This is a genomic window from Pseudomonas sp. SMSB3, from assembly GCF_052041965.1.
Classification (GTDB): domain Bacteria; phylum Pseudomonadota; class Gammaproteobacteria; order Pseudomonadales; family Pseudomonadaceae; genus Aquipseudomonas.
Genome location: NZ_JBKGGV010000015.1, coordinates 1 through 22,967, shown reverse-complemented (window position 1 = coordinate 22,967; position 22,967 = coordinate 1). Strand labels below are relative to the sequence as shown.

Sequence of the window (22,967 nt, the reverse complement as noted above, 5' to 3'; positions counted from 1 at the left end):
CGGCTTCCTCCAGAACCCGGCTTAGCTGATCACTTTCAGCAGAAACTCGAACGTTTCGCCATGGCTGACATTCATGAACGCTTTGGCCTGACTGCCATCGCGCGGTATTCCACCCGAGCCGCCCAGGCGGGTGTCGGCGGCCACCGCGGCGCGTTGGCCCTGATGGTCGCGCAAGTTGCAGACCAGGCCTTGGGCGGTCATTCGCAAGGGCTCGATCTTCCAGTAGTCGGTCACTTCGGCGACCCGATAGAAACCCAGATAGCCATTACGGCTGATGCCCAATTTCTGCGGCGCGCCGGCACCGACCAGGCTGATGTGGTAGTGCAAGCGGTCATCGGTCATCGAGTCGAAGTCGAATTGAAGCGCGGCTGCCTCCTCGCGCCCTCCGGCCTTGAGCCAGCCGTCGTGCATCTTGGCGAGCAGGCTGGTGGTGGCATCCCAGCCCTTGACCTGCCCTGGGCACAGTGGCGCATCCCAGCCGTCGATACGAACATACAAGCGGCCGCTGAACGAGCGGGCGAACTGGGCTTTGAGTGCTGAATCCATGATGGCTCTCCGTGGTGATGTGAACCCAGAGCCTGACCGCGCGTGCGCTGCACCCGCAGCCTGAACAATTTCCGCGCATTGGCGGTTTAGCTGGCGTTGCTTTCCAGCAACATGAACAAGCGGTACAGCACCACCGTGCTGAACAGTTGCAAGAAGCCACTGAGGCTGTTCAGCGCCAACTCCACGGCCGGTGCCGGCTCCGGGAAGGCCATCAGCAGCAACCCATCGATTAGCCAGATCGGTGCCAATACGCCCAGCACGCAGATCATGATGCGCAGAAAATGCCCGGTGGTCATGCGCGCGCTTTCACGCATCGACTGCACCACGGGCAAACCGCGCAGCACCAGGAGGTATTCGGCGAACACCAGGTTGATCATGATCCAGATGCCCGGGAACACCAGCAACGCCAGGCCAGCCATGATCAGCAGCGAGCTGATCATGATCATCAGCGCCAGCGGCGGCCATAGCTGCACGGCGCGGGCGAACAGGTCGCGCTTGGGCACGTCTTGTCCGTTGCTGCGAGTATCGAGGTAGAGAATCAGCGCGGCACTGTACAACGGGTAGAACAAAAGGCTGATCAGCATGCCGTAGGCAGGTGACGCCTGCTCGCCCAGCTGGCGGTACAGCACCTGGGTAGTGAACGCTTCGAGTATCACCAGCGGCAGGCACAGGCTGATGATGCTGGCCAGGTGGCCACGGAAGAAATAAAAGGAGTCGCGCAGTACGCTCAGCGGATTCATCGGTCTACATCGCAGGACAGTCAAAACAGGGGCCTAACTTTAGCCCAGCGCGCTCGCTTGCTGAAAAAAGTTTCACCGGCGGCGTGATTGAATACGCGCCCGGCGCGCCCCATCTTAGTCCTGTCCGATGTCCTGCTCGCCCATGAGGTAGCCGCAATGAACACTGATGAACAAACCCTGATCGACGGCCTGTTCGGCCGCATCAAGCAAGCCGAGGATCCCAGCCAGCCGCGCGACGCGCAGGCGCAGGCGCGCATCGAAGAGCATGTGCGCGCGCAACCGGCGGCGCCTTACTACATGGCCCAGGCCATTCTGGTCCAGGAAGCGGCGCTCAAGCGGCTGGACGAGCAGAACAAGCAGCTGGAGGCCGAGCTCAAGCAGACCCGTGCCCAACTCGAAGCCAGCCGCAGCGGCAGTGGCAACAGTGGCGGTGGTTTCCTTTCGAGCATTTTCGGTGCTGGCGCCCGCGACCCGCAGCCCGCCGCGCAACCTCAGCCACAGGCGCAGCGCCCCGGTACCGCGGCCGCTCCAGGCGGTGGCTGGCGCGAACCCAGCGCGCCGGGCTTTGCCCAGCCCCAAGCGCCAGCGCAGTCGCAGCAACCCGGCTTCGCTGCAGCGCCGGCCCGTGGCGGGGCCAGCAGTTTCCTCGGTGGCGCCATGCAGACCGCCGCAGGCGTTGCCGGCGGCGTTCTGCTGGCGCAAGGTGTGAGCAGCTTGTTCAACCACCATGCGCAACCTGAAGAAGTGGTCGAGGTGCTCAAGGAAGAACCGGCGCCTGCCAGCGATACAGGGGGCTGGAACGACCCCGGCGCCCAGCAGCAGGTCGCCGACGATGGCGCCTGGAACAACGACCAGGGCGGCTGGGCCGACACCGATTACGGCAGCGATGATGGCGGCTTCTTCTCCGATGACGATACCTTCGTCTGATCGCTCTGGCATACTGGCGGCCTTGCAAGGGCGTGTGGCGCCCGTCGTGACGAGGTTTGAAGGTGAAAAAGATCGCGCTGTTCGCCGATGTGCAGAACCTCTACTACACCGTGCGCCAGGCCCATGGCTGCCATTTCAACTACACCGCGCTGTGGCAGGCGGTCAGCGCCGAAGGCCAGATCGTCGAGGCGGTGGCGTATGCCATCGATCGGGGTGACAGCAAGCAACAACAGTTCCAGCAGATCCTGCGCAACCTGGGTTTCGAGGTGCGCCTGAAACCGTTCATCCAGCGCAGCGACGGCTCGGCCAAGGGCGACTGGGACGTGGGCATCACCCTGGATGTGATCGATGCGGCCAGCCGCGTCGATCAGGTGGTGCTGGCCTCCGGCGATGGCGATTTCGACCTGCTGCTCGAGCGCGTGATCCAGCGCCACGGCACCGAGGCGGTGGTGTATGGCGTGCCCGGCCTTACCGCCCTGTCGCTGGTGCGCGCCGCCAGCCGCTACGTGCCCATCGAGGGCGCACTGTTACTCAAGCACTGAAGGTCTTCATGGAACGCATCGCTGTCATCGACTTCGAAACCACCGGCATTTCCCCTGGTACCGGCTGCCGCGCCACGGAAGTGGCGGTGGTGATGCTCGAGCGTGGTCGCATCGTCGAGCGTTACCAGAGCCTGATGAACGCAGGCGTGCCGGTGCCGGCGTTCGTGGCCGGCCTGACCGGTATCACCACAGCCATGCTGCGCAGCGCGCCGCCGGTGGATCAGGTGATGAACGAAGTGGCCGAGTTCGTCGGCGCGACGCCGCTGCTGGCGCACAACGCGGCATTCGACCAGAAATTCTGGGACTTCGAGCTGGGCCGCATCGGCCGTAGTCGCAGCCAGTCGTTCGCCTGCTCCTTGCTGCTCTCGCGGCGTCTGCTGCCGGCCGCGCCCAACCACAAGCTGGGCACCCTGACCCGTTGGGCTGGCTTGCCGCACACCGGCACCGCGCACCGGGCCATGGCCGACGCGGAAATGGCCGCCAATCTGTTGCAGCACCTGGCCGGGGTTCTGCGCCAAAGCCACGGTGTCGAGCAGCTGTCGCATGATCTGCTGTGCCGTCTGCAGAAAGTGCCTGCGGCCAAGGTGCGCGACGCCCTGGCCAAGTACGCCTGACCGCACTCGCTAAAGTGTGCTGCTCGATTCGAGCGGTTTTGTAGCTTATGTTCACCGTGCTGGCGCTCTAGACTCGGTCACCCGAAAACGGATTTCAGAGTTGCCTGCCATGCCTGCCTCACGTCGCTTCCCGCTGTTGCTCATCGGCGCCTTCCTGGCCTTGTACCTGGTCTGGGGCTCGACCTACCTGTTCATTCGCATTGGCGTGGCGTCGTGGCCACCGCTGCTGATGGCCGGGGTGCGCTTCATCATCGCCGGTGGCCTGTTGTACGGCTTTCTGCGCTGGCGCGGTGTACCGGCACCGACCTGGGCGCAGTGGCGCTCGGCAGGCGCTATCGGTTTTCTCCTGCTCAGCTGTGGCAATGGCGGGGTCACCGTGGCCGAACATGCTGGCGTCGCTTCCGGGGTCGCGGCACTGGCGATTGCCACGGTGCCGCTGTTCACCCTGGTCTTCGGGCTGTTGTTCGGTCAGCGCAATTCGCGCCTGGAATGGGCCGGCATCCTCCTCGGCCTGCTCGGCATCGCCTTGCTCAACTTCGGCTCCAACCTGCAAGCCAGCCCGTTGGGCGCGGCGCTGATCCTGTTCGCCGCGGCGTCCTGGGCCTTCGGCTCGGTGTGGAGCAAAAGCCTGCCGCTGCCAGCCGGGCCGATGGCCAGTGCCGCCGAAATGCTGGTGGGCGGCGCCGTGCTGCTGCTGGGCAGCGCGCTGTCTGGCGAGCGCATGACGCAGATGCCCAGCGCTGCCGGCTGGGGCGCGCTGGCCTACCTGGTGTTGTTCGGATCGATTCTCGCCTTCAGCGCCTACATGTACCTGCTCAAGCACGTGCGCCCGGCGGCCGCCACCAGCTACGCCTACGTCAATCCGGCGGTGGCGGTGTTGCTGGGGATCGTCTTCGCCGGCGAACACATCGGTGCCGAGGAATGCCTGGCCATGGCGGTGATCATCGGCGCCGTGGTGCTGATCGGCTTGCCGCAGTGGCGCAAGGCGCCGGTGCGGCCGTTGCAGGGCGAAATCTGCAAGTAGCCGGGGTGGTTGGGGTAAACTTGCCGCCTTCGCTGAACCCCCCTGACGGTATTGCCATGAATTTCGCCCAACTCGGCCTGATCGAACCGCTGCTGCGCACCTTGCAGCAGCTCGACTACAGCACGCCCACCCCCGTTCAGGCCAAGGCCATCCCTGCCGTGCTGGCAGGGCGCGACCTGATGGCCGCCGCCCAGACCGGTACTGGCAAGACCGCAGGCTTTGCCCTGCCGGTGTTGCAGCGCCTGGCCTTGGAGGGTGAGAAGGTCGCCAGCAACTCGATCCGCGCGCTGGTGCTGGTGCCGACCCGCGAGCTGGCCGAGCAGGTGCACGCCAATGTCCGTGAGTATGCCGAGAACCTGCCGCTGAGCACCTACGCGGTCTACGGTGGGGTCAGCATCAACCCGCAGATGATGAGGCTGCGCCGTGGGGTCGATCTGTTGGTGGCCACCCCCGGGCGCCTGCTCGACCTGTTTCGCCAGAACGCATTGAAGTTCAACCAGGTACAGACCCTGGTGCTCGATGAAGCCGACCGCATGCTCGACCTGGGCTTTGCCGAAGAACTGCAGGCGGTGTACGCCGCGCTGCCGCGCAAGCGCCAGACGCTGTTGTTCTCCGCCACCTTCTCCGAGCAGATCCGCGTGCTTGCCGGGCTGGCGCTGAACGATCCGTTGAGCATCGAGGTCAGCCCGCGCAACGCCGCCGCCAACACAGTCAAGCAGTGGCTGGTGCCGGTGGACAAGAAGCGCAAGGCCGACCTGTTCTGCCACTTGCTGCGCAAGCAGCGCTGGAAGCAGGTGCTGGTGTTCGCCAAGACCCGCAACGGGGTCGATCAACTGGTCGAGCGCTTGCTCGCGGAAGGCATCAACGCCGACGGTATCCATGGTGACCGCCCCCAGGCCACCCGCCAGCGCGCCCTGGACAGCTTCAAGGCGCGTGAGATCCAGGTGCTGGTCGCCACCGACGTCGCCGCCCGCGGCCTGGATATCGACGACTTGCCGCTGGTGGTCAACCTCGACCTGCCGATCGTCGCCGAAGACTATGTGCACCGCATTGGCCGCACCGGGCGTGCCGGTAACAAGGGTGAGGCCATCTCGCTGGTGTGCGCCGATGAGGTGCAGATGCTCTCGGCCATCGAGGTGCTGATCCGTCAGACCCTGCCACGCCACGAAGAACCGGACTTCATCCCCGAGCACCGGGTGCCGATGACCGACGCCAGCGGCCAGGTGATCAAGAAGCCGAAGAAGCCTAAGAAACCCAAGGAAAACGCCGCCAAGCGTGGCCTGGGGCGCTGGATGGACAGTGCCGACGGCAGTGCCAGTGAGCCAGCGGTGAAGGCCGTGCGCAAGGTGCCCAGCTTCAAAGGTGGCCCGCGCAAGCGCAAGCCCTGAGCTGTGTAAGCGCCGGCGTGCTCAGCGCGGCGCGTGCAGCCATGCCGCCGCCGCTCGGCCAGCCTGCAGCCCGCTGGCAAAGCAGGCGGTGAGCAGATAGCCGCCGGTCGGCGCCTCCCAGTCGAGCATCTCGCCGGCGCAGAACACGCCTGGCATGGCGCGCAGCATCAAGCCGGCGTCCAGCGCTTCGAAGCGCACGCCACCGGCGCTGCTGATCGCCTCATCCAACGGCCGCGTGCTGATCAAGGTGATCGGCAATGCCTTGATCGCCTGCGCCAGCGCCTGTGGATCAGTGAAGGTCGCAGGCGTTGTCAGTTCGCGCAGTAACCCTGCCTTGACCCCATCGATGCCTAATTGACCGTGCAAGTGCTTGGCCATGGAGCGCGATCCGCGCGGCTTGGCCAGTGCCTGGGCGATCTTGTCCACAGGCTTGTCCGGCAGCAGGTCGAGCAGCAGCTGGGCATGCCCGGTGCGTTCGATGGCCTGGCGCAGTTGCGCCGACCAGGCGTACACCAGGCTGCCCTCAACGCCTTGCGCCGTGAGGATGAACTCACCTTTGCGCGGGGTCATGCCGGGCATGCTCAGAGCGATGTTCTTGAGTGGCGCCCCGGCGAACTTATCCACCAGCAGTGCGCTCCAGCCTTGCACCTCGAATCCGCAGTTACTCGGGCGCAGCGGCGAGATATCCACAGCACGTTCGCTAAGCAGGGGTTGCCAGCTGCCATCGGAACCCAGGCGTGCCCAGCTTGCGCCACCCAAGGCGAGCACCACGGCATCGGCGTGCATACGCAACTCGCCTTGTGGATAAGCGATGCGCAGACTGCCATCGTCATTCCAGCCCAGCCAGCGGTGGCGGGTGTGGATAACCACGCCTTGGTCGCGCAGGCGCTTGAGCCAGGCGCGCAACATCGGCGCGGCTTTCATGTCGGTAGGGAACACGCGGCCCGAGGTGCCGATGAACGTTTCAATGCCCAAGTCGTGGATCCACTGGCGCAGCGCATCAGCATCGAACCCGCGCAGCAGCTGTTCGATCTCGCCTTGGCGCTCAGCGTAACGCCCCACGAACTGTGGATAAGCTTCCGCGTGGGTGATGTTCATGCCGCCGACCCCGGCCAGCAGGAACTTGCGACCTACCGAGGGCATGGCGTCGAACACCTGCACGTCGATGCCCGCCTGGGCCATGGCCTCGGCGGCCATGAGGCCGGCAGGGCCGCCGCCGATGACGACGGCCGAGGAGGGGAATGCGGGGGATTTATCAGGCATGGTCGACGGCAGGCTGTGGAAAAGATCGCCATTCTAACGCAGCACGCCACCTGCGAGCACTGGTCAAAAAATGATCACAGTCCTGCAGGGCTTGCCGGCATTGGGCTGCAGCGCCTTTCCCGCAGGTTATCCACAAGCGGTTCCACAGTCATTGTGAACAACCGATGACCCGCGCGGCACTGTGGTGGAGGATGCCGTGGCGCCTGGCCAAGGCCTCGTGGTCTTTGCTATAGCCGCCACCAATCACCCCGGCTACCGGGATGTCACGCCCCAGGCAATGGCGCAGCACCCGCTCATCGCGGGCTGCCACGCCTTGATCGGTGAGTTGCAGATAGCCCAGGGCGTCGTCCTTGTGCACATCGACACCCGCGTCGTACAGCACCAGGTCGGGCTGGTACAGCGGCAGCAGGTAGTTGAGCGCATCGTCCACCACTTGCAGGTAGGCGGCATCGCCCATGCCGCGCGGCAACGGGATGTCCCAGTCGCTCTGGGCCTTGCGCGCCGGGAAGTTCTGTTCGCAGTGCAGCGACACGGTGATGGCTTCGGGCGTGTCTTCGAGCATGCGCGCAGTGCCATCGCCCTGGTGTACATCGCAGTCGAAGATCAGCACCCGCTGCACGCGTCCGGCCGCCAGCAGGTAACGGCTGATCACCGCCAGGTCGTTGAAGATGCAGAAACCGGCCGGGTGATCGTAATGGGCATGGTGGGTGCCACCGGCCAAGTGGCAGGCAATGCCATGCTGCAGCGCCAGCTCGGCGGTCAGCAGCGAGCCGCCCACCGCGCGCACGGTGCGCCGCGCCAATGCCTCGCTCCACGGTAGACCGAGACGGCGCTGGTCCTCGCGCGACAGCTCGCCGTTCATGTAGCGCTCGATGTAGCTCGGCTCATGGGCCAGGGCAAGGATGTCGTTGGGGCAGATCTGCGGGCGCAGCAGGGCCTGGTCGGTGGTCAGCCCGCTGTGCACCAGGTGGTCGTGCAGCAGACGGAACTTGTCCATCGGAAAGCGATGCTCGGCAGGGAATTCCGGGCTGTAGTCATCGTGGTAGATCAGCGGCAGCGGCATGGGTGGTTCGCAGTCAGGGCCAGGGCCAATCTTGCCAGTTATTGCCCCGCGCTGGCCAACCCTGGCCGCGCGCTGGGTAAAGCGCCAGGCCGCGCCTACGCTGTAGACTGAACGTCGGTGAAGCCGGAGTACACCCCATGACCCCCATACTCCACCTGGAGAGCGCCCGCCTGGTATTGCGCCAATGGCAGGACGACGACCTGCGCGAATTCGCCGCGATGTGCGCCGACCCACAGGTGATGCGCTATTTTCCTGCGCCGCTGACGCGCCTGGAGGCGGCGGCGTTGATCGGCCGTATTCGCGGCCACTTCAACGAGTACGGCTTCGGCCTGTGGGCATTGGAGCGCAAGGACAGTGGCGCTTTCATCGGCATGACCGGGCTACTCAACGTCAACTTCGAGGCGCCGTTCGGCCCGGCGGTGGAGATCGGCTGGCGCCTGGCCCGGCGTCACTGGGGCCTGGGCTTTGCCAGCGAGGCGGCGTGGACCTGCCTGCGCTGCGCCTTCGCGCAGTTGCGCCTGGAGGAGGTGGTGTCCTTCACCACCGAGAGCAACCTGCCGTCGCAGAAGGTCATGCAGGCGATCGGCATGCAACAGGACCTGACGGGCAGCTTCGATCACCCACGCCTGCCGGCCGATCATCCGCTGCGTCGGCATGTGCTGTATCGCATGGACCGCGCGCACTGGGAACGGACCTTGCGCACTGAATGAACGGCCACGCGCGGCGCCGATGACAAACCCTGTATCATTTCTCATCCCTGAAAGGTGCTTGCCGAAAGATGTTCAGCGCCTGTGAAATCGAGCGTCGCTGCGCGGCGCATCGCGAGCAAGGCTCGCTCCTACGAGGAGAACCCCCGATGAGTCATGTGTTGGACGACCTGGTCGACCTGTTGAGCCTCGAGCCGATCGAGGAGAACCTGTTTCGCGGGCGCAGCCAGGACCTTGGCTTTCGCCAGCTGTATGGCGGCCAGGTGCTGGGCCAGTCGCTGTCGGCGGCCAGCCAGACGGTAGAAGATGCCCGCCACGTGCACTCGCTGCACGGCTACTTCCTGCGCCCCGGCGATGCCAGCTTGCCGGTGGTGTATTCGGTCGATCGCGTGCGTGATGGCGGCAGCTTCAGCACCCGGCGAGTGACGGCGATCCAGAAGGGCCAGCCGATCTTCACCTGCAGTGCGTCGTTCCAATATGACGAGGAAGGCTTCGAGCATCAGGTGCAGATGCCGGATGTGGTCGGCCCGGAGAACCTCGCCACCGAGGTCGAGCTGGCGCGTGCCCATGCCGATAAGCTGCCCGAGCGGATTCGCGACAAGGTGCTGTGCGCCAAGCCGATCGAGATTCGCCCGGTGAGCGAGCGCGACCCGTTCAACCCCAAGCCTGGCGACCCGGTGAAATACGCCTGGTTCCGCGCCGATGGCACGCTGCCGGATGTGCCGGCACTGCACAAATACCTGTTGGCCTACGCCTCGGATTTCGGCCTGTTGACCACTTCCTTGCTGCCCCATGGCAAATCGGTGTGGCAGCGCGACATGCAGATCGCCAGCCTCGATCATTCGCTGTGGTTCCACCACAACCTGCGCGCCGATGAGTGGCTGCTGTACGCCACCGACAGCCCTTGGGCCGGCAACGCGCGGGGCTTCTGCCGCGGCAGCATCTTCAATCGCGCCGGCCAGCTGGTCGCTTCGTCGACCCAGGAAGGGCTGATTCGCCACCGCAAGGACTGGGCATGAGCCTGGGCCAGGTACGCAACTGGGTGTTCGACATGGACGGCACCCTCACCGTCGCCGTGCATGACTTCGCGGCCATTCGCGTGGCCCTGGACATCCCGCCACAAGACGACATTCTCGGGCACCTGGCGGCGCTGCCTGAAGCCGAGGCCGCCGCCAAGCATGCCTGGCTGCTGGAGCATGAACGCGACCTGGCGCTGGCATCGACGGCAGCCACCGGCGCGGTGGAGCTGGTGCGCGAGTTGGCCGGGCGCGGCTGCCGGCTGGGGATTCTTACCCGCAATGCCCGCGAGCTGGCCCATGTGACCCTCGAGGCAATCGGCCTGGCCGACTGCTTTGCGGTCGAGCACATTCTCGGCCGTGATGAGGCCGAGCCCAAGCCGAGCCCCGACGGCTTGGTGAGTATCGCCAGGGCCTGGGGCGTGGCGCCGGGCGAGATGGTGATGGTGGGCGATCATCAGTTCGACTTGGCCTGCGGGCGGGCCGCTGGCGCGCGTACGGTGCTGGTCAACCTGCCGGATAACCCCTGGCCGGCGCTGACCGACTGGCACGCTGCCGATTGCCGAGCGTTGCAGGTGCTGCTGGGTTGAGGAGCGGCTTGCGGCCTTGCGTGTAATGAGCCGCTGACAAGCCAATACATTTGCGCACATCGACAGGGGATGGGGCTGGCTAGAATGCCCGGCTCCAGATGCGATTGATTCTCTTCAAGAGGATTCCCCGATGTGCCTGTTGTCTCGTCTGCGGCGCTGCCTTGTGCCCGCCCTCCTGTTGCTGGCCAGCGCCAGCGCCTTCGCCCCCAGCGCCAGCGCCGTGCAGGTGACCGATGTGCTTGGCCGCACGGTCGCGCTCGAGCATGCGCCGCAGCGCATCGTGCTGGGTGAAGGGCGGTTGTTCTTCGCCTTGGCCTTGCTCGACCGCGACAACCCTTTCCAGCGCGTGGTCGGCTGGCAGAACGACATGCGCCTGCTCGACCCGCATACCTACGAAGTCTACGCCAAGGCCTACCCGCAAGTGGCCAAGTTGCCGTTGATCGGCCAGGCCTCGGAACAGAGCGTCAGCGCCGAGCAGATCCTCGCGCTCAAGCCGGACCTGGCGATCTTCAGCATCGCTGGCGAAGGCCCGACCCAGCACAGCCCGGTGGCCGACCTGTTGGAGAAGGCCGGCGTACCGGTGCTGTTCATCGACTTCCGTGTGCACCCGATGCGCAACACCCACGTCAGCATGCAGGCGCTGGGTAGCTTGCTTGGCCGTGAACAGCAGGCTCAGGAATACCTGAGCCTGTATGACCGCCACCTCAAGCACGTCACCGACAGCGTGGCCAGCATCACCGCCGCGCAGCGGCCGAAGGTATTCCTCGAATTGCTTCCGGGCGTCTGGCAGGCGCCTGGCCACACCACCGGCAAGAGCGGCCTGGGCAGTGTGGTCGAAGCGGTGGGCGGGCATAACATCGGCGCCGATGTGGTGCCCGGTGCGCTGGGCGATGTCAGCGTCGAATACGTCTTGCAGGCCGATCCGGACGTGTACATCGCCACCGGTAACCGCGCCCCCGGCGTCCTGTTGGGCGCTGGAGTATCGCTCGACACCGCACGCCAGAGCCTGGCCAAGATCACCGCCCGGCCCGAGTTCGCCCCGCTGCGGCCGATCCAGGCGGGGCAGGCCCATGGCTTGTGGCATGACTTCTATAACTCGCCGTTCAACATCCTCGCCATCGAAGCCATGGCCCGCTGGGTGCACCCTGAACGCTTCAAGGACGTCGACCCGCAGGCGACCATGGCCGAGATCAACCAGATGCTCAAGGTCGGCCTGGACGGCCAGTACTGGGTCGACGCGCAGTGACCGCGCTCGCCCATGACGGCGCCGCACTGGCCGCCTGGCACTACCGTCGGGTGCTCTGGCGGCGCGCCGCGCTGGTGCTGGCGCTGGCAATGTTGCTGCTGGTGTCGGTGCTCGGCGACCTGGCCAGCGGTGCCTCCGGCATGGGCCTGGGGCGCTTGCTGCAAGGGGTGTTCGACCCAGCGACGCTGAGCGCCACCGAGCGCGTGATCATCTGGAACGTACGCCTGCCGTACTCGCTGATGGCCATCCTGGTGGGCGCTGCGCTGGCCCTGGCCGGTGCCGAGATGCAGGCGATCCTCGACAACCCACTGGCCAGCCCCTTCACCCTGGGCGTGTCGTCCTCGGCAGCGCTCGGCGCGTCGCTGGCCATTGCCTACCCGCTGGGCATCGCCTGGTTGGCCCCCAGCGCGCAGGTAACGGTGATGGCGTTCGTGTTCGCCTGCCTCTCGGTGGTGCTGCTGCAGACCATGTCCCGGCTGCGCGGCGCTGGGGTGGAAAGCCTGGTGCTGTTCGGCATCGCCCTGGTGTTCAGCTGCAATGCCCTGGTGTCGTTGCTGCAGCTGCTGGCCACGGAAGATGTGTTGCAGCAGTTGGTGTTCTGGACCTTGGGCAGCCTGGCCCGCGCCGACTGGCAGAAGCTCGCCATGCTGGCCTTGGTGCTGGCGCTGGTGCTGCCGTTCTCCCTGCGCGCTGCGCCGGCCATGACCTTGCTGCGCATGGGCGAAGACCGTGCCCGCAGCTTTGGCGTCGACACCCGGCGCCTGCGCTTTGCCTCGTTGCTGCGCATCAGCCTGCTGTCGGCCACTGCCGTGGCATTCGTCGGCACCATTGGCTTCGTCGGCCTGGTCGGGCCGCACATCGCGCGCCTGCTGGTGGGCGAGGACCAGCGCTTTCTGCTGCCAGCCAGCGCCCTGGTGGGGGCGTTGATGCTGTCGCTGTCGTCGATTGCCAGCAAGTTGATCCTGCCTGGGGTGATCGTGCCGGTGGGTATCGTCACCGCCTTGGTGGGGGTGCCGGTGTTCGTGCTGTTGGTGTTCCGCCGGGGCAGAAAACTGTGAGCCTGCTGATCGACAACGTCGCGGTCGCCTACGGCGCGCGGCAGATTCTGCACGGGGTGAGCCTGCCGCCGCTGGCGCCCGGTAGCCTGGTGGCGCTGGTCGGGCCGAATGGCGCGGGCAAGTCGACCCTGCTGCGTGCGCTGGCGGGGCTCGAGCGCATGCGCGGCGGCTTGCGCCTGGATGGCGAGGACGTCACCCGGCTGAGCTTTGCCGAGCGTTCGCGGCGTCTGGCCTACATGCCGCAGCAGTTGCCGCCGGGCATTGCCCTGGGGGTGCTGGAGAGTATCGTCGCGGCGCTGCGCGTGGGCGGTGGCGACGACCTGCTCGGGCATGCCTACGACGCCCTGCGCCAGCTCGGCATCGAGGCGCTGGCCGAGCGCTCGCTGGACAGCCTTTCCGGCGGCCAGCGGCAACTGGTGGCGCTGGCCCAACTGCTGGCACGCAATCCCCAGGTGCTGCTGCTCGATGAGCCAACCAGCGCGCTGGACCTGCATTACCAGCTGCGGGTCATGGGAGCGGTGCGCGAGCGCGTGATGGCGCACCGTCTGCTGGCGGTGGCGGTGCTGCACGACATCAACCTGGCGGCCAGTCATGCCGATTGCCTGGTGGTGCTGCGCGAGGGCAGGGTGGTGGCGTGCGGGGCGCCAGAAGCGGTGCTGCAAGCCGAGTTGCTGGCCGAGGTGTATGGCGTGCAGGCGCGGGTCGAGCGCTGCTCGCGCGGGCGCTTGCAAGTGTTGGTGGATCGCGCCTTGGCCTGAACGCGGGGCGGCCTGCAACCCTCAGCCTGCGGGCTTCAGTCCGGAAGCACCCGGTCCCGGCTGTTGGACAGGTGCAGGCAGATCGCCGCCCGCGCGGCATCCGCGTCTTGCCGGCGAATGGCATTGAGGATCGCCTCATGCTCGAGGTTGGCCAGATACGCCTGGCGCGCCAGCTTGGCGCCGCTGCGTTCGGCCAGGGCCATGCGGTTGCGCGGGATCAGGCCATTGCCCAGTTGCGCCATCATTTCACTGAAATACAGGTTGCCGGTGGCCTCGGCGATCAGCAGATGGAAACGCCGGTCGGCCTCGATGCAACTGTCCCCCGCGGCCGCCAGGTCCTGATAGTCATCCAGCGCCTTGCGCATGCGCGCCAGGTGCTGGTCGGTACGGCGCAGGGCGGCCAGGGCGGCGGCCTGGCCTTCCAGGCCAATGCGCAGCTCCAGCAAGTCGCGCACGCTCGCCGCATTCTCGGCGCCGACGCGCAGCCCCGGTGGGTCCTGGCGCGCCATGACGAACGAGCCGATACCGTGGCGCGGCGCCACCAGCCCCGAGGCCTGCAATTTCGACAGCGCTTCGCGCACGACGGTGCGGCTGACACCGTGCTCGCGAACCAGGGTGTTTTCCGAGGGTAGCTTGTCGCCGGGCTTGAGGGTGCCGAGCAGGATCTGCTGGGTGAGGCTCGAAACCAGGTCGTGGGTGCGGCTATGGCTGCGCTTGGCCAGGGGCTGGGTCATGGCGGATCCTTGAGGAGGTCAACTTGTATGACAAGCTAACGGATAAAAATAATTTCAGCGTGTTTTTTCTGCGCGGCGAATTCCGCTGACTAATCAAATAGCGACATTTTCGCGACTAAATAACCATTTATCAGCTTGTACTTTGCCACTTCAGCGAAGATTGACATCTTGTCGTACAACTGTGGCCGGCATATGCTCCGTCTCACTGCCCTGTCAGACAACTCGACCCGCACAAAAACAATTAGTGGGAGATTCACACGTGAACGACACCCCCTCTGCGCCTGCCCGCAACCAAGGCGAGGCCCTGGCCAGCGCCGTGGCCAAGGTCAAGCGCCACGTCCTGCCGCTGTTCGTCATTATGTTCATCGTCAACTACCTCGATCGCGTCAACATCGGCTTCGTCCGCCCGCACCTGGAAAGCGACCTGGGCATCAGCGCTGCCGCCTACGGTTTCGGGGCCGGGCTGTTCTTCATTGGCTACGCGCTGTTCGAGGTGCCCTCGAACATGCTGCTGCAAAAGGTCGGCGCCCGCTTGTGGCTGACCCGCATCATGTTCACCTGGGGCCTGGTGGCGACCGCCATGGCCTTCGTGCAGAACGAAACCCAGTTCTATGTGCTGCGCTTTTTGCTGGGGGTCGCCGAAGCTGGCTTCTTCCCCGGCGTGATCTATTACTTCACCCGCTGGCTGCCGGGGGCCGAGCGCGGCAAGGCGATTGCCATCTTCCTCAGCGGCTCGGCGCTGGCTTCGCTGATTTCCGGGCCATTGGCCGGCGCGCTGATGCAGATCCAGGGCCTGGGCCTGCATGGCTGGCAGTGGATGCTGTTCATCGAGGGCATGGCCTCGGTGACGCTGTGCTTCTTCGTGTTCTTCTGGCTCGACTCCAAGCCGCATGATGCCAAGTGGCTGAGCCGGGCCGAACAGGACGCCCTGGTGGCGACCATCGACCGCGAGCAACGTGAACGCGAGGCGGTCGGTGCGGTGAAACCGTCGGCCTGGAGCCTGCTCAAGGACCGCCAGATCGTGCTGTTCTGCCTGATCTACTTCTGCATCCAGCTGACCATCTACGCCGCGACATTCTGGCTGCCGAGCATCATCAAGCGCATGGGTGAACTGAGCGACCTACAGGTCGGCTTTTTCAACTCGATCCCTTGGCTGATCTCGATCATCGCCATGTACGCCTTCGCGGCCGGCTCCAGCCGCTGGAAATTCCAGCAGGCCTGGGTGGCCGGGGCGCTGCTGATCGCCGCCATCGGCATGTTCATGTCGACCACTGGCGGGCCGGTCTTCGCCTTCGTCGCGGTGTGCTTCGCCGCCATCGGCTTCAAGTCGGCCTCGTCGCTGTTCTGGCCGATTCCCCAGGGCTACCTGGATGCGCGCATCGCGGCGGCGGTGATCGCGCTGATCAACTCGGTCGGCAACCTCGGCGGCTTCGTCGCGCCGACCACCTTCGGCTTGCTCGAACAGCAGACCGGGTCGATTCAAGGCGGCCTGTATGGCCTGGCCGTGACCTCGGTGCTGGCGGCGATTGCCGTGTTCTTCGTGCGCATTCGCCCCAAGGGCGCCCCTAGCGATGACCTCAAGGCCCCGTCGGCCTTGGGCCAGACCCACTGACAGCGAGAACCCCTGATGAATATGCAGACCCAACCCGCCGTTCACAGCAGCACCCCCGTCGTCACCGACCTGCGCGTAATCCCCGTGGCGGGCCACGACAGCATGCTGCTCAACCTCAGTGGCGCCCACGGCCCGTACTTCACCCGCAACGTCGTGGTGCTGCGCGACAGCGCGGGCAATACCGGCCTGGGGGAAGTGCCGGGCGGCGAGAAGATCCGCCAGACCTTGGAAGACGCCCGCAGCCTGGTGGTCGGCCAGCCGATCGGGCATTACCAGCGCGTGCTCAATGCCATGCGCCAGACCTTCGCCAACCGCGATGCGGCCGGGCGCGGCCTGCAAACCTTCGACCTGCGCATCACCGTGCACGCGGTCACGGCCATCGAGGCGGCGCTGCTCGACTTGCTCGGCCAGCACCTGAACGTGCCGATGGCCGCGTTGCTGGGTGAAGGGCAGCAGCGCGAAGCGGTGAAGATGCTGGGCTATCTGTTCTACATCGGCGACCGTCAGCAGACCGACCTGGCCTACCGCAACGAAGCCGATGCCGATGACGACTGGCTGCGCGTACGGCATGAAAAAGCCCTGACCCCGGAGGCGATCGTGCGCCTGGCCGAGGCTGCCGAGCAGCGCTATGGCTTCAGCGACTTCAAGCTCAAGGGCGGCGTGCTGCGCGGTGAGGAGGAAATGGAAGCGGTCACTGCCCTGGCCGAGCGTTTTCCGCAGGCGCGCATCACCTTGGACCCCAATGGCGCCTGGTCACTGAAAGAGGCCATCGCCCTGTGCCGCGACAAGCACGCGGTGCTGGCCTATGCCGAAGACCCGTGCGGTGCCGAGAACGGCTATAGCGGCCGAGAAGTGATGGCCGAGTTCCGACGCGCCACCGGCTTGCCGACCGCCACCAACATGATCGCCACCGATTGGCGGCAGATGGGCCATGCGATCCAGCTGCAATCGGTGGACATCCCGCTGGCCGACCCGCATTTCTGGACCCTGCAGGGCTCGGTGCGGGTGGCGCAGATGTGCCACGACTGGGGCCTGACCTGGGGGTCGCACTCCAACAACCACTTCGATATTTCCCTGGCGATGTTCACCCAGGTGGCCGCTGCGGCGCCGGGCGAGATCACCGCGATCGACACCCACTGGATCTGGCAGGACGGCCAGCGCCTGACGCGCGACCCGCTGCGGATCGTCGACGGTCACGTACGCGTGCCACAGCGGCCGGGCTTGGGTGTGGAGCTGGATGAAGACCAACTGGCCAAGGCCCATGAGTGCTACCGCAACATGGGCCTCGGCGCGCGCGATGACAGCGTGGCGATGCAGTTCCTGATTCCGGGGTGGAGCTTCGATAACAAGCGGCCTTGTCTGGTGCGTTAAGCATCCAGCGCAACCGTTGCTTTAGAGACCAGAGCAGTTTTCCTGTGGGAGCGGCCTTGTGTCGCGAAAGGGGGGCGTAGCGCCCCCAGGATTACAGCTTCGCAGCAAGCATTGCCGGGGCCGCTTTGCGGCCCTTTCGCGACACAAGGCCGCTCCCACACGTGCCTCGCTGAGTGATGAATTGAGCAAGAAAGTTGGCCCGACGAACAGTGCGTTGGGTTTTGAAATGACAGGCCTGTCTCTGCTCGCCAAACCGAGCATCAACCCGCCTCGAAAAACGCCCGCGCCATTTGCACGAATGCCCCGAGTACCGGGTTGGGGTTATCGCGGCAGAAAGCCAGAAAAATCTCCGCCTGCTGTTCCATCCCCACCAACGGCTTGAACACCACCTGCTCCAGGCGCAAGGCCTGGGCCGATGCCGGGACCACGGCGCAACCCAGTCCGACATTGACCAGCCCCAGAATGGAATGCGTCTGCCCCAGCTGATGCAGGTAACGCGGCTGCACCTCGTGGCGGGCGAACAGGTTGGCGATGCGGTCGTGGAAGTAACGCCCTTCATTGGCGCTGTACATCACGAACGGCTGCTCATCGAAGTCGGCCGGGCGCAGCCGCTCGCGCCCCGCCAGGGCATGCCCGGCGGGCAGGGCAGCGACGAAGGGCTCACGGTGGATGGGCAGGTATTCCACCCGCGCGCTGGGCAGCACCTGGCGCACCAGGCCGACATCGATCAGGCCGGCTTCCAGGTCGTGTACCTGGGTCGAGGAAATACGCTCGCTGAGCACCAGTTCGATATCCGGCAAGCTCTGCCCGGCATGCACCAGCAGCCGCGGAATCATGCTGTAGCTGCCGACAGCGGTGAAACCGAGCGTCAGCCGACCCGCCTCGCCGTGGGCGATGCGCCTTGCCGACTGGCTGGCCGACTCGGCCACCTGGAGGATCCGCCGGGCGTCTTCGAGAAAGCTTTGCCCGGCCAAGGTCAAGCGTGCCTGACGGTTGTTGCGTTCGAGCAACAGCACCCCAAGCGAATGCTCCAGCAGCTGAATCTGCCGGCTCAGCGGCGGCTGGGTCATGTGCAGGCGGGTGGCGGCGCGGCCGAAATGCAGCTCTTCGGCCACGGCCACGAAACAGCGCAACTGGTGCAGCTCCATGATTCAATTCCTGAATTATTCGATCCAGCATCTATATTAGACCTGTATCAAATGCCGGCCTAGCATCGACTCATGTCTTCGAACTGCCGGATGCTCCCGATGAACAATCTTCCCATCGACGTGCTGCTCACCCAGCCCGTGCCAGAGGCCATCGACGCCGAATTGCTCAGCGCCTACCAGGTGCACCGTTTGTATGAGCACGATGATCCGCAGCGCCTGCTCGACGCCGTCGGCCCACGCATCCGCGCGGTGGTCACCGGTGGCGCGAAAGGGCTTGGCAACGCGCTGATGGACCAGCTGCCCGCCCTGGAAATCATCGCCATCAGCGGTATCGGCACCGACGCCGTGGACCTGGTCCATGCCGCCGAACGCGGCATTCAGGTCACCACCACGCCCGGCGTGCTCACCGCCGATGTCGCTGACTTGGCCATGGGCCTGATCATCAGCACCTTGCGCCGGCTCGGCGAGGGCGAGCGGCTGGTGCGCGAGGGTTTGTGGGGGACGGTCAACCTGCCCCTGGCGCGCAAGGTCAGTGGCAGCGCATTGGGGATCGTCGGGCTGGGCGCAGTGGGCAAGGCCATCGCGCGGCGTGCCGCCGCCTTCGACATGCGCATCGCCTATCACGCGCGCCACGAACAACCGGCGAGCGGCTACCGCTACGAGGCCGATCTGCTGGCGCTGGCGCGCTCGGTGGATGTGCTGGTGGTCGCCGCCTCCGCCGATGGCGGCCAGGTGCTGATCACCGCCGACGTGCTCGATGCCCTTGGCCCGCAGGGCTACCTGATCAACGTGGCGCGGGGCAAGCTGGTCGATGAGCAGGCGCTGGTCGAGGCGCTACGGGAACGGCGCATCGCCGGCGCCGGGCTGGATGTGTTCGTCGATGAACCCTACGTACCGCCGGCCTTGCGCGACCTGAACCAGGTCAGCCTGCAACCCCATCGCGGCAGCGCCACCCTGCAGACCCGCCTGGAGATGGGGCGCATGGTGCTGGACAACCTTGCGGCCTGTTTTCGCGGTGAAGCACCGCCCAATCGGGTGATCGACCTGTAGGGCCCGTGCGCGGGCACAGGCAGCACCAGGCCCTGCGGGCCACACCTTCTCTGTACAAGAACAATCGCTTCCAACGAGGAGCAAGAGGGTCCTATGAATAGCAAATCCGCCGTCGCCGCATCCCCGGTCGTGGCCGGGGTCGGTCGCCATCGCTTCCTGGTCCTGGCGCTGATCTTCGTCATCACCGTGATCAACTACGCCGACCGTGCCACCTTGTCGATCACCGGCACCGAAGTGCTCAAGGACCTGGGCCTGGACCCGGTGATGCTGGGCATGATCTTCTCGGCCTTCGCCTGGGCCTACGCCCTCGGTCAGGTGCCCGGCGGCTGGTTGCTGGACCGCTTCGGGGCGCGCCGGGTCTACGGCATCAGCCTGATCCTCTGGTCGCTGTTCACCTTGCTGCAGGGCACGGTTGGCTGGATGGGCCTGGCCGGAGCGTCGGCAGCGGTGGCGCTGTTCTCCATGCGCTTCATGCTCGGGCTGGTGGAGTCGCCGGCGTTTCCGGCCAACTCGCGCATCGTCAGTTGCTGGTTCCCGACCCGCGAGCGCGGCACGGCTTCGGCGCTGTTCAACTCGGCGCAGTACATGGCAGTGGTGGTGTTCGCCCCATTGATGGCGTGGATGACCCACACCTTGAGCTGGGAGCAGGTATTCGTCTGGATGGGCGTGCTGGGCCTGCTGTTGAGCGTGGTGTGGTTCCGCCTGTACCACGAACCGCACAGCGCCCCCGGCCTGAGCCGGGAAGAGCTCGACTACATGCGCGAAGGCGGCGCCCTGGTCGACCTCGAGCAAGCGCGCAAGAGCGCCACGAGCAAGCCGACCCGCGCCGAAGTGCTGCAACTGTTCACCAGCCGCAACCTGTGGGCGGTGTACCTGGGGCAGTACTGCATCACCGCGCTCACCTATTTCTTCATCACCTGGTTCCCGATCTACCTGATCAAGGGCCGCGGCATGACCATCATGGAGGCCGGCTGGGTGGCCGCACTGCCGGCGATCTGCGGCTTCACCGGTGGCATACTCGGCGGCTTCGTCTCCGATTACCTGATCCGCCGGGGCGTGCATCCCTCCAAGGCGCGCAAGACACCCTTCGTCATCGGCATGGCGCTGTCCACCAGCCTGGTGCTGGCCAACTATGTCGACAGCAACGCCGCGGTGATCGCCATGATGACCCTGGCCTTCTTCGGCAAGGGCCTGGCAGCGGTAGGCTGGGCGGTGCTGTCGGATGTCGCGCCAAAGAAAATGGTCGGCCTGTGCGGCGGGGTGTTCAACGGCATCGGCAACGTCGCCGGCATCGTCACGCCGCTGGTGATCGGCTACGTGGTGGCCAGTACCGGCTCGTTCAACAACGCATTGTGGTTCGTGGCCGCCCATGGCGTGCTGGGGATCTTCGCTTACCTGTTGCTGGCCAGGCGCTTCGAGCGGACTGGGCAGGCGTAGGCAGACGCCTGAGCGACAGCGGCCCCGGGAGACCGGGGCTTTTTTGTGCCCGATGATGACTGCCCAGACACACATTCAAATGAAAAACGAAAGCTCCAGACGGACCCGTGGCGCGATCGGACATGCCATTCGCGACATCTGGCGTTTCTGGAAAAGCCCTGTCGTGATCGAACAGTTTCGAGGCGTTCTCGTGTAATTTCCCACAGCCTCGCGGGGCTTAAATGAACCCCGAACCGCACCGGCATCTTGCTCTGTGACGTGTGCCAAAGATCAACAACAGCACACCGGCAACCTGTCGACTTATTGATTTCAAAGGAGATATTTTTCGCCTACGCCTGCCCGTCCTTCCTTGTGTCAGCAAAAAGAGAACAAGATCAATGAACACCGTGGGATCTGATGGCAACCTTGCACAAGGTTTCAAGCCACGTCATGTAACGATGCTGTCCATTGCGGGCATCATCGGTGCCGGACTTTTCGTAGGCTCCGGGCACGCCATTGCGGCGGCCGGGCCAGCCACCATACTTTCATACTTCGTGGCCGGGACCTTGGTGGTACTGGTCATGCGCATGCTCGGCGAAATGGCCGTCGCGCACCCGGACACTGGATCGTTCTCTACCTACGCTGACCAGGCCATCGGCCGCTGGGCTGGCTATACCATCGGCTGGTTGTACTGGTGGTTCTGGGTGTTGGTGATCCCGATCGAGGCACTGGCTGCCGGGCATGTGCTCAACGCTTGGTTCCCGGATATCCCGAGCTGGATCTTCGCCCTGGCCTCGGTGCTGTTGCTGGCGGGGACCAACCTGTTCAGCGTAGCCAAGTACGGCGAGTTCGAGTTCTGGTTCGCCATCCTCAAGGTCACGGCGATTCTCGGCTTCATCGGCCTGGGTTTCGCCGCGCTGATGGGCTGGTTGCCCAACCGCGAAGTGAGCGGCCTGAGCGGGCTGATCGCCGAGCACGGCGGGTTCGCCCCCAACGGTTGGTCGGCGGTGATCGGCGCGTTCATCACGGTGATGTTCAGCTTCATCGGCACCGAGGCGGTGACCATCGCCGCGTCGGAATCCAGCGACCCGTCGCGCAACATCGCCAAGGCCACGCGTTCGGTGATCTGGCGGATCAGCACTTTCTATATCCTGTCGATCTTCGTGATCATCTCGGTGGTGCCGTGGAACGACCCGCAGCTGGCGGTGGTGGGTTCGTACCAGCGGGCGCTGGAAATCATGAACATTCCCAACGCTGCGTTCATGGTCGACCTGGTGGTGCTGGTGGCGGTGACCAGCTGCATGAACTCGTCGATCTACATCGCCTCGCGGATGATGTATTCGCTGGCCAAGCGTGGTGATGCGCCGGCGCTGCTGAAGCACACGTCCAAGGTCGGCGTGCCGCGCGCGGCGGTGTTCGGCAGCACGCTGATCGGCGCGGCCATCGCGGTGCTCAACTACTTCGCGCCCAAAGGCGTGTTCGAGTTCCTGCTGGCCAGCTCCGGCGCCATCGCGCTGCTGGTGTACATGGTCATCGCCATCTCGCAACTGCGCATGCGGCGCCGCCTGGAGCGCGAGAACACCGAACTGAAGTTCCGCATGTGGCTGTTCCCGTACCTGACCTGGGCGGTGATCATCTTCATTGCAGGCGCGTTGGCGGTGATGATGTATACGCCTGAGCACCGCGCCGAAGTGAGCTCGACCTTGGGCTTGGCGATCGTCATTTCCTTCCTCGGTATCGTCACCTCGCGAGGGCATGCGCAGGCGGTGGGGGCGCGTACGGTGGGGTGAGGGGGGCATTTTTGCGCCTGTGAGAGTGAGCGCCGCTTGCGCGGCATCGCGAGCTGCGCTCGCTCCTACGGTTGGTGCCGTGACCGCCCAGAAACCCCCGTAGGAGCGAGCGTAGCTCGCGATGCGTCGCCCAAGCTGACCTGGGCAGTGATCATCTTCATTACAGGCGCCCTGGCAGTGATGATGTATACACCTGAGCACCGCGCCGAAGTGAGCTCGACCTGGGCTTGGCGATCGTCATTTCCTTCCTCGGCATCGTGACCTCGCGAGGGCATGCGCAGGCGGGGGCGCGTACGGTGGGGTGAGGGAGCATTTTTGCGCCTGTGAGATTAAGCGCCGCTTGCGCGGCGCATCGCGAGCTGCG

The 22,967-nt window shown here is 65.3% G+C and carries 22 protein-coding genes; 16 read left to right on the top strand and 6 right to left on the bottom strand.

The annotated features are described in order from the left end of the window. Nucleotides 1-21: 21 nt before the first annotated feature. Nucleotides 22-546, bottom strand: a complete 525-nt coding sequence (locus ACLEJW_RS20315) for a hypothetical protein (protein WP_313300365.1) — start codon at nt 544-546, stop codon at nt 22-24. 86 nt (nt 547-632) lie between these two features. Then, the gene (locus tag ACLEJW_RS20310) at nt 633-1,286 is read right to left on the bottom strand and encodes a YciC family protein (RefSeq protein ID WP_145190590.1); all 654 of its coding nucleotides are present in this window, start codon (nt 1,284-1,286) and stop codon (nt 633-635) included. A gap of 156 nt (nt 1,287-1,442) precedes the next feature. Here ACLEJW_RS20310 and ACLEJW_RS20305 point away from each other — a divergent pair, with 156 nt between their 5' ends. The 5 genes from ACLEJW_RS20305 (at nt 1,443) to ACLEJW_RS20285 (ending at nt 5,781) form a co-directional block, all read left to right on the top strand. After that, on the top strand, nt 1,443-2,213 hold the full coding sequence (locus ACLEJW_RS20305; RefSeq protein ID WP_440778136.1) for a DUF2076 domain-containing protein: 771 nt from the start codon (nt 1,443-1,445) through the stop codon (nt 2,211-2,213). A 62-nt stretch (nt 2,214-2,275) separates the two neighbouring features. Beyond that, the gene (locus ACLEJW_RS20300) at nt 2,276-2,755 is read left to right on the top strand and encodes an NYN domain-containing protein (RefSeq protein ID WP_145190596.1); all 480 of its coding nucleotides are present in this window, start codon (nt 2,276-2,278) and stop codon (nt 2,753-2,755) included. A gap of 8 nt (nt 2,756-2,763) precedes the next feature. Further along, nucleotides 2,764-3,369, top strand: a complete 606-nt coding sequence (locus tag ACLEJW_RS20295; protein WP_145190599.1) for a 3'-5' exonuclease — start codon at nt 2,764-2,766, stop codon at nt 3,367-3,369. A gap of 109 nt (nt 3,370-3,478) precedes the next feature. Continuing rightward, nucleotides 3,479-4,393 (top strand): drug/metabolite exporter YedA, encoded by a 915-nt coding sequence (gene yedA / locus ACLEJW_RS20290; RefSeq protein ID WP_145190602.1) that lies wholly within the window; start codon nt 3,479-3,481, stop codon nt 4,391-4,393. A 56-nt stretch (nt 4,394-4,449) separates the two neighbouring features. Continuing rightward, nucleotides 4,450-5,781 carry a DEAD/DEAH box helicase gene (locus ACLEJW_RS20285; protein WP_313457819.1) on the top strand — a complete coding sequence of 444 codons (1,332 nt, stop codon included), beginning with the start codon at nt 4,450-4,452 and terminating at the stop codon, nt 5,779-5,781. A 21-nt stretch (nt 5,782-5,802) separates the two neighbouring features. On the opposite strand, the gene ACLEJW_RS20280 is transcribed toward ACLEJW_RS20285, so the two are convergent. Then, nucleotides 5,803-7,044, bottom strand: coding sequence for a TIGR03862 family flavoprotein (locus ACLEJW_RS20280; protein WP_440778135.1), 1,242 nt, complete (start codon nt 7,042-7,044; stop codon nt 5,803-5,805). A gap of 148 nt (nt 7,045-7,192) precedes the next feature. Next, the gene (locus ACLEJW_RS20275) at nt 7,193-8,107 is read right to left on the bottom strand and encodes a histone deacetylase family protein (protein WP_440778134.1); all 915 of its coding nucleotides are present in this window, start codon (nt 8,105-8,107) and stop codon (nt 7,193-7,195) included. Nucleotides 8,108-8,244: 137 nt separating this feature from the next. Here ACLEJW_RS20275 and ACLEJW_RS20270 point away from each other — a divergent pair, with 137 nt between their 5' ends. From ACLEJW_RS20270 to ACLEJW_RS20245, 6 genes are all read left to right on the top strand, one after another. Then, the gene (locus ACLEJW_RS20270) at nt 8,245-8,817 is read left to right on the top strand and encodes a GNAT family N-acetyltransferase (protein ID WP_145190613.1); all 573 of its coding nucleotides are present in this window, start codon (nt 8,245-8,247) and stop codon (nt 8,815-8,817) included. A gap of 146 nt (nt 8,818-8,963) precedes the next feature. Next, on the top strand, nt 8,964-9,833 hold the full coding sequence (gene tesB / locus ACLEJW_RS20265; protein ID WP_145190617.1) for an acyl-CoA thioesterase II: 870 nt from the start codon (nt 8,964-8,966) through the stop codon (nt 9,831-9,833). Then, complete coding sequence (locus ACLEJW_RS20260) at nt 9,830-10,420, top strand: HAD family hydrolase (protein ID WP_145190620.1); 591 nt, start codon at nt 9,830-9,832, stop codon at nt 10,418-10,420. Before tesB ends, ACLEJW_RS20260 begins: the two co-directional genes overlap by 4 nt. Nucleotides 10,421-10,550: 130 nt before the next feature. Then, entirely contained in the window at nt 10,551-11,666 is a 1,116-nt protein-coding gene (locus ACLEJW_RS20255; RefSeq protein WP_145190623.1) for an ABC transporter substrate-binding protein, read from the top strand. Beyond that, nucleotides 11,663-12,724 (top strand): FecCD family ABC transporter permease, encoded by a 1,062-nt coding sequence (locus tag ACLEJW_RS20250; RefSeq protein WP_218570369.1) that lies wholly within the window; start codon nt 11,663-11,665, stop codon nt 12,722-12,724. Before ACLEJW_RS20255 ends, ACLEJW_RS20250 begins: the two co-directional genes overlap by 4 nt. After that, complete coding sequence (locus tag ACLEJW_RS20245; RefSeq protein ID WP_145190628.1) at nt 12,721-13,482, top strand: ABC transporter ATP-binding protein; 762 nt, start codon at nt 12,721-12,723, stop codon at nt 13,480-13,482. Before ACLEJW_RS20250 ends, ACLEJW_RS20245 begins: the two co-directional genes overlap by 4 nt. A 35-nt stretch (nt 13,483-13,517) precedes the next feature. Here the strand turns inward: ACLEJW_RS20245 and ACLEJW_RS20240 are convergent, their stop codons facing one another. Then, complete coding sequence (locus ACLEJW_RS20240; protein ID WP_313300334.1) at nt 13,518-14,216, bottom strand: FadR/GntR family transcriptional regulator; 699 nt, start codon at nt 14,214-14,216, stop codon at nt 13,518-13,520. Between the two features lie 259 nt (nt 14,217-14,475). Between ACLEJW_RS20240 and ACLEJW_RS20235 the strand changes: the two genes are divergently transcribed. Beyond that, nucleotides 14,476-15,828 carry an MFS transporter gene (locus tag ACLEJW_RS20235; protein WP_440778133.1) on the top strand — a complete coding sequence of 451 codons (1,353 nt, stop codon included), beginning with the start codon at nt 14,476-14,478 and terminating at the stop codon, nt 15,826-15,828. 15 nt (nt 15,829-15,843) lie between these two features. Beyond that, the gene (gudD, locus tag ACLEJW_RS20230; RefSeq protein WP_440778132.1) at nt 15,844-17,199 is read left to right on the top strand and encodes a glucarate dehydratase; all 1,356 of its coding nucleotides are present in this window, start codon (nt 15,844-15,846) and stop codon (nt 17,197-17,199) included. Between the two features lie 260 nt (nt 17,200-17,459). Here the strand turns inward: gudD and ACLEJW_RS20225 are convergent, their stop codons facing one another. Beyond that, on the bottom strand, nt 17,460-18,347 hold the full coding sequence (locus ACLEJW_RS20225; protein ID WP_440778131.1) for a LysR substrate-binding domain-containing protein: 888 nt from the start codon (nt 18,345-18,347) through the stop codon (nt 17,460-17,462). A gap of 99 nt (nt 18,348-18,446) precedes the next feature. Here ACLEJW_RS20225 and ACLEJW_RS20220 point away from each other — a divergent pair, with 99 nt between their 5' ends. The 3 genes from ACLEJW_RS20220 (at nt 18,447) to gabP (ending at nt 22,603) form a co-directional block, all read left to right on the top strand. Then, a complete protein-coding gene (locus ACLEJW_RS20220; protein WP_313300325.1) occupies nt 18,447-19,397 on the top strand; it encodes a 2-hydroxyacid dehydrogenase in 951 nt (316 codons plus the stop codon). Between the two features lie 93 nt (nt 19,398-19,490). Then, nucleotides 19,491-20,834 carry an MFS transporter gene (locus tag ACLEJW_RS20215; RefSeq protein WP_145190645.1) on the top strand — a complete coding sequence of 448 codons (1,344 nt, stop codon included), beginning with the start codon at nt 19,491-19,493 and terminating at the stop codon, nt 20,832-20,834. 377 nt (nt 20,835-21,211) lie between these two features. Continuing rightward, entirely contained in the window at nt 21,212-22,603 is a 1,392-nt protein-coding gene (gabP, locus tag ACLEJW_RS20210) for a GABA permease (RefSeq protein WP_313457844.1), read from the top strand. Nucleotides 22,604-22,967 lie beyond the last annotated feature (364 nt).

Excerpts from the sequence above, each read along its gene's own strand:
- ACLEJW_RS20315 (WP_313300365.1), bottom strand. The coding sequence starts at position 546 with ATGGATTCAGCACTCAAAGCCCAGTTCGCCCGCTCGTTCAGCGGCCGC.
- ACLEJW_RS20310 (WP_145190590.1), bottom strand. The coding sequence starts at position 1,286 with ATGAATCCGCTGAGCGTACTGCGCGACTCCTTTTATTTCTTCCGTGGC.
- ACLEJW_RS20305 (WP_440778136.1), top strand. The coding sequence starts at position 1,443 with ATGAACACTGATGAACAAACCCTGATCGACGGCCTGTTCGGCCGCATC.
- ACLEJW_RS20295 (WP_145190599.1), top strand. The coding sequence starts at position 2,764 with ATGGAACGCATCGCTGTCATCGACTTCGAAACCACCGGCATTTCCCCT.
- yedA (WP_145190602.1), top strand. The coding sequence starts at position 3,479 with ATGCCTGCCTCACGTCGCTTCCCGCTGTTGCTCATCGGCGCCTTCCTG.
- ACLEJW_RS20285 (WP_313457819.1), top strand. The coding sequence starts at position 4,450 with ATGAATTTCGCCCAACTCGGCCTGATCGAACCGCTGCTGCGCACCTTG.
- ACLEJW_RS20280 (WP_440778135.1), bottom strand. The coding sequence starts at position 7,044 with ATGCCTGATAAATCCCCCGCATTCCCCTCCTCGGCCGTCGTCATCGGC.
- ACLEJW_RS20275 (WP_440778134.1), bottom strand. The coding sequence starts at position 8,107 with ATGCCGCTGCCGCTGATCTACCACGATGACTACAGCCCGGAATTCCCT.
- ACLEJW_RS20270 (WP_145190613.1), top strand. The coding sequence starts at position 8,245 with ATGACCCCCATACTCCACCTGGAGAGCGCCCGCCTGGTATTGCGCCAA.
- tesB (WP_145190617.1), top strand. The coding sequence starts at position 8,964 with ATGAGTCATGTGTTGGACGACCTGGTCGACCTGTTGAGCCTCGAGCCG.
- ACLEJW_RS20260 (WP_145190620.1), top strand. The coding sequence starts at position 9,830 with ATGAGCCTGGGCCAGGTACGCAACTGGGTGTTCGACATGGACGGCACC.
- ACLEJW_RS20255 (WP_145190623.1), top strand. The coding sequence starts at position 10,551 with ATGTGCCTGTTGTCTCGTCTGCGGCGCTGCCTTGTGCCCGCCCTCCTG.
- ACLEJW_RS20240 (WP_313300334.1), bottom strand. The coding sequence starts at position 14,216 with ATGACCCAGCCCCTGGCCAAGCGCAGCCATAGCCGCACCCACGACCTG.
- gudD (WP_440778132.1), top strand. The coding sequence starts at position 15,844 with ATGAATATGCAGACCCAACCCGCCGTTCACAGCAGCACCCCCGTCGTC.
- ACLEJW_RS20225 (WP_440778131.1), bottom strand. The coding sequence starts at position 18,347 with ATGGAGCTGCACCAGTTGCGCTGTTTCGTGGCCGTGGCCGAAGAGCTG.
- ACLEJW_RS20220 (WP_313300325.1), top strand. The coding sequence starts at position 18,447 with ATGAACAATCTTCCCATCGACGTGCTGCTCACCCAGCCCGTGCCAGAG.
- ACLEJW_RS20215 (WP_145190645.1), top strand. The coding sequence starts at position 19,491 with ATGAATAGCAAATCCGCCGTCGCCGCATCCCCGGTCGTGGCCGGGGTC.
- gabP (WP_313457844.1), top strand. The coding sequence starts at position 21,212 with ATGAACACCGTGGGATCTGATGGCAACCTTGCACAAGGTTTCAAGCCA.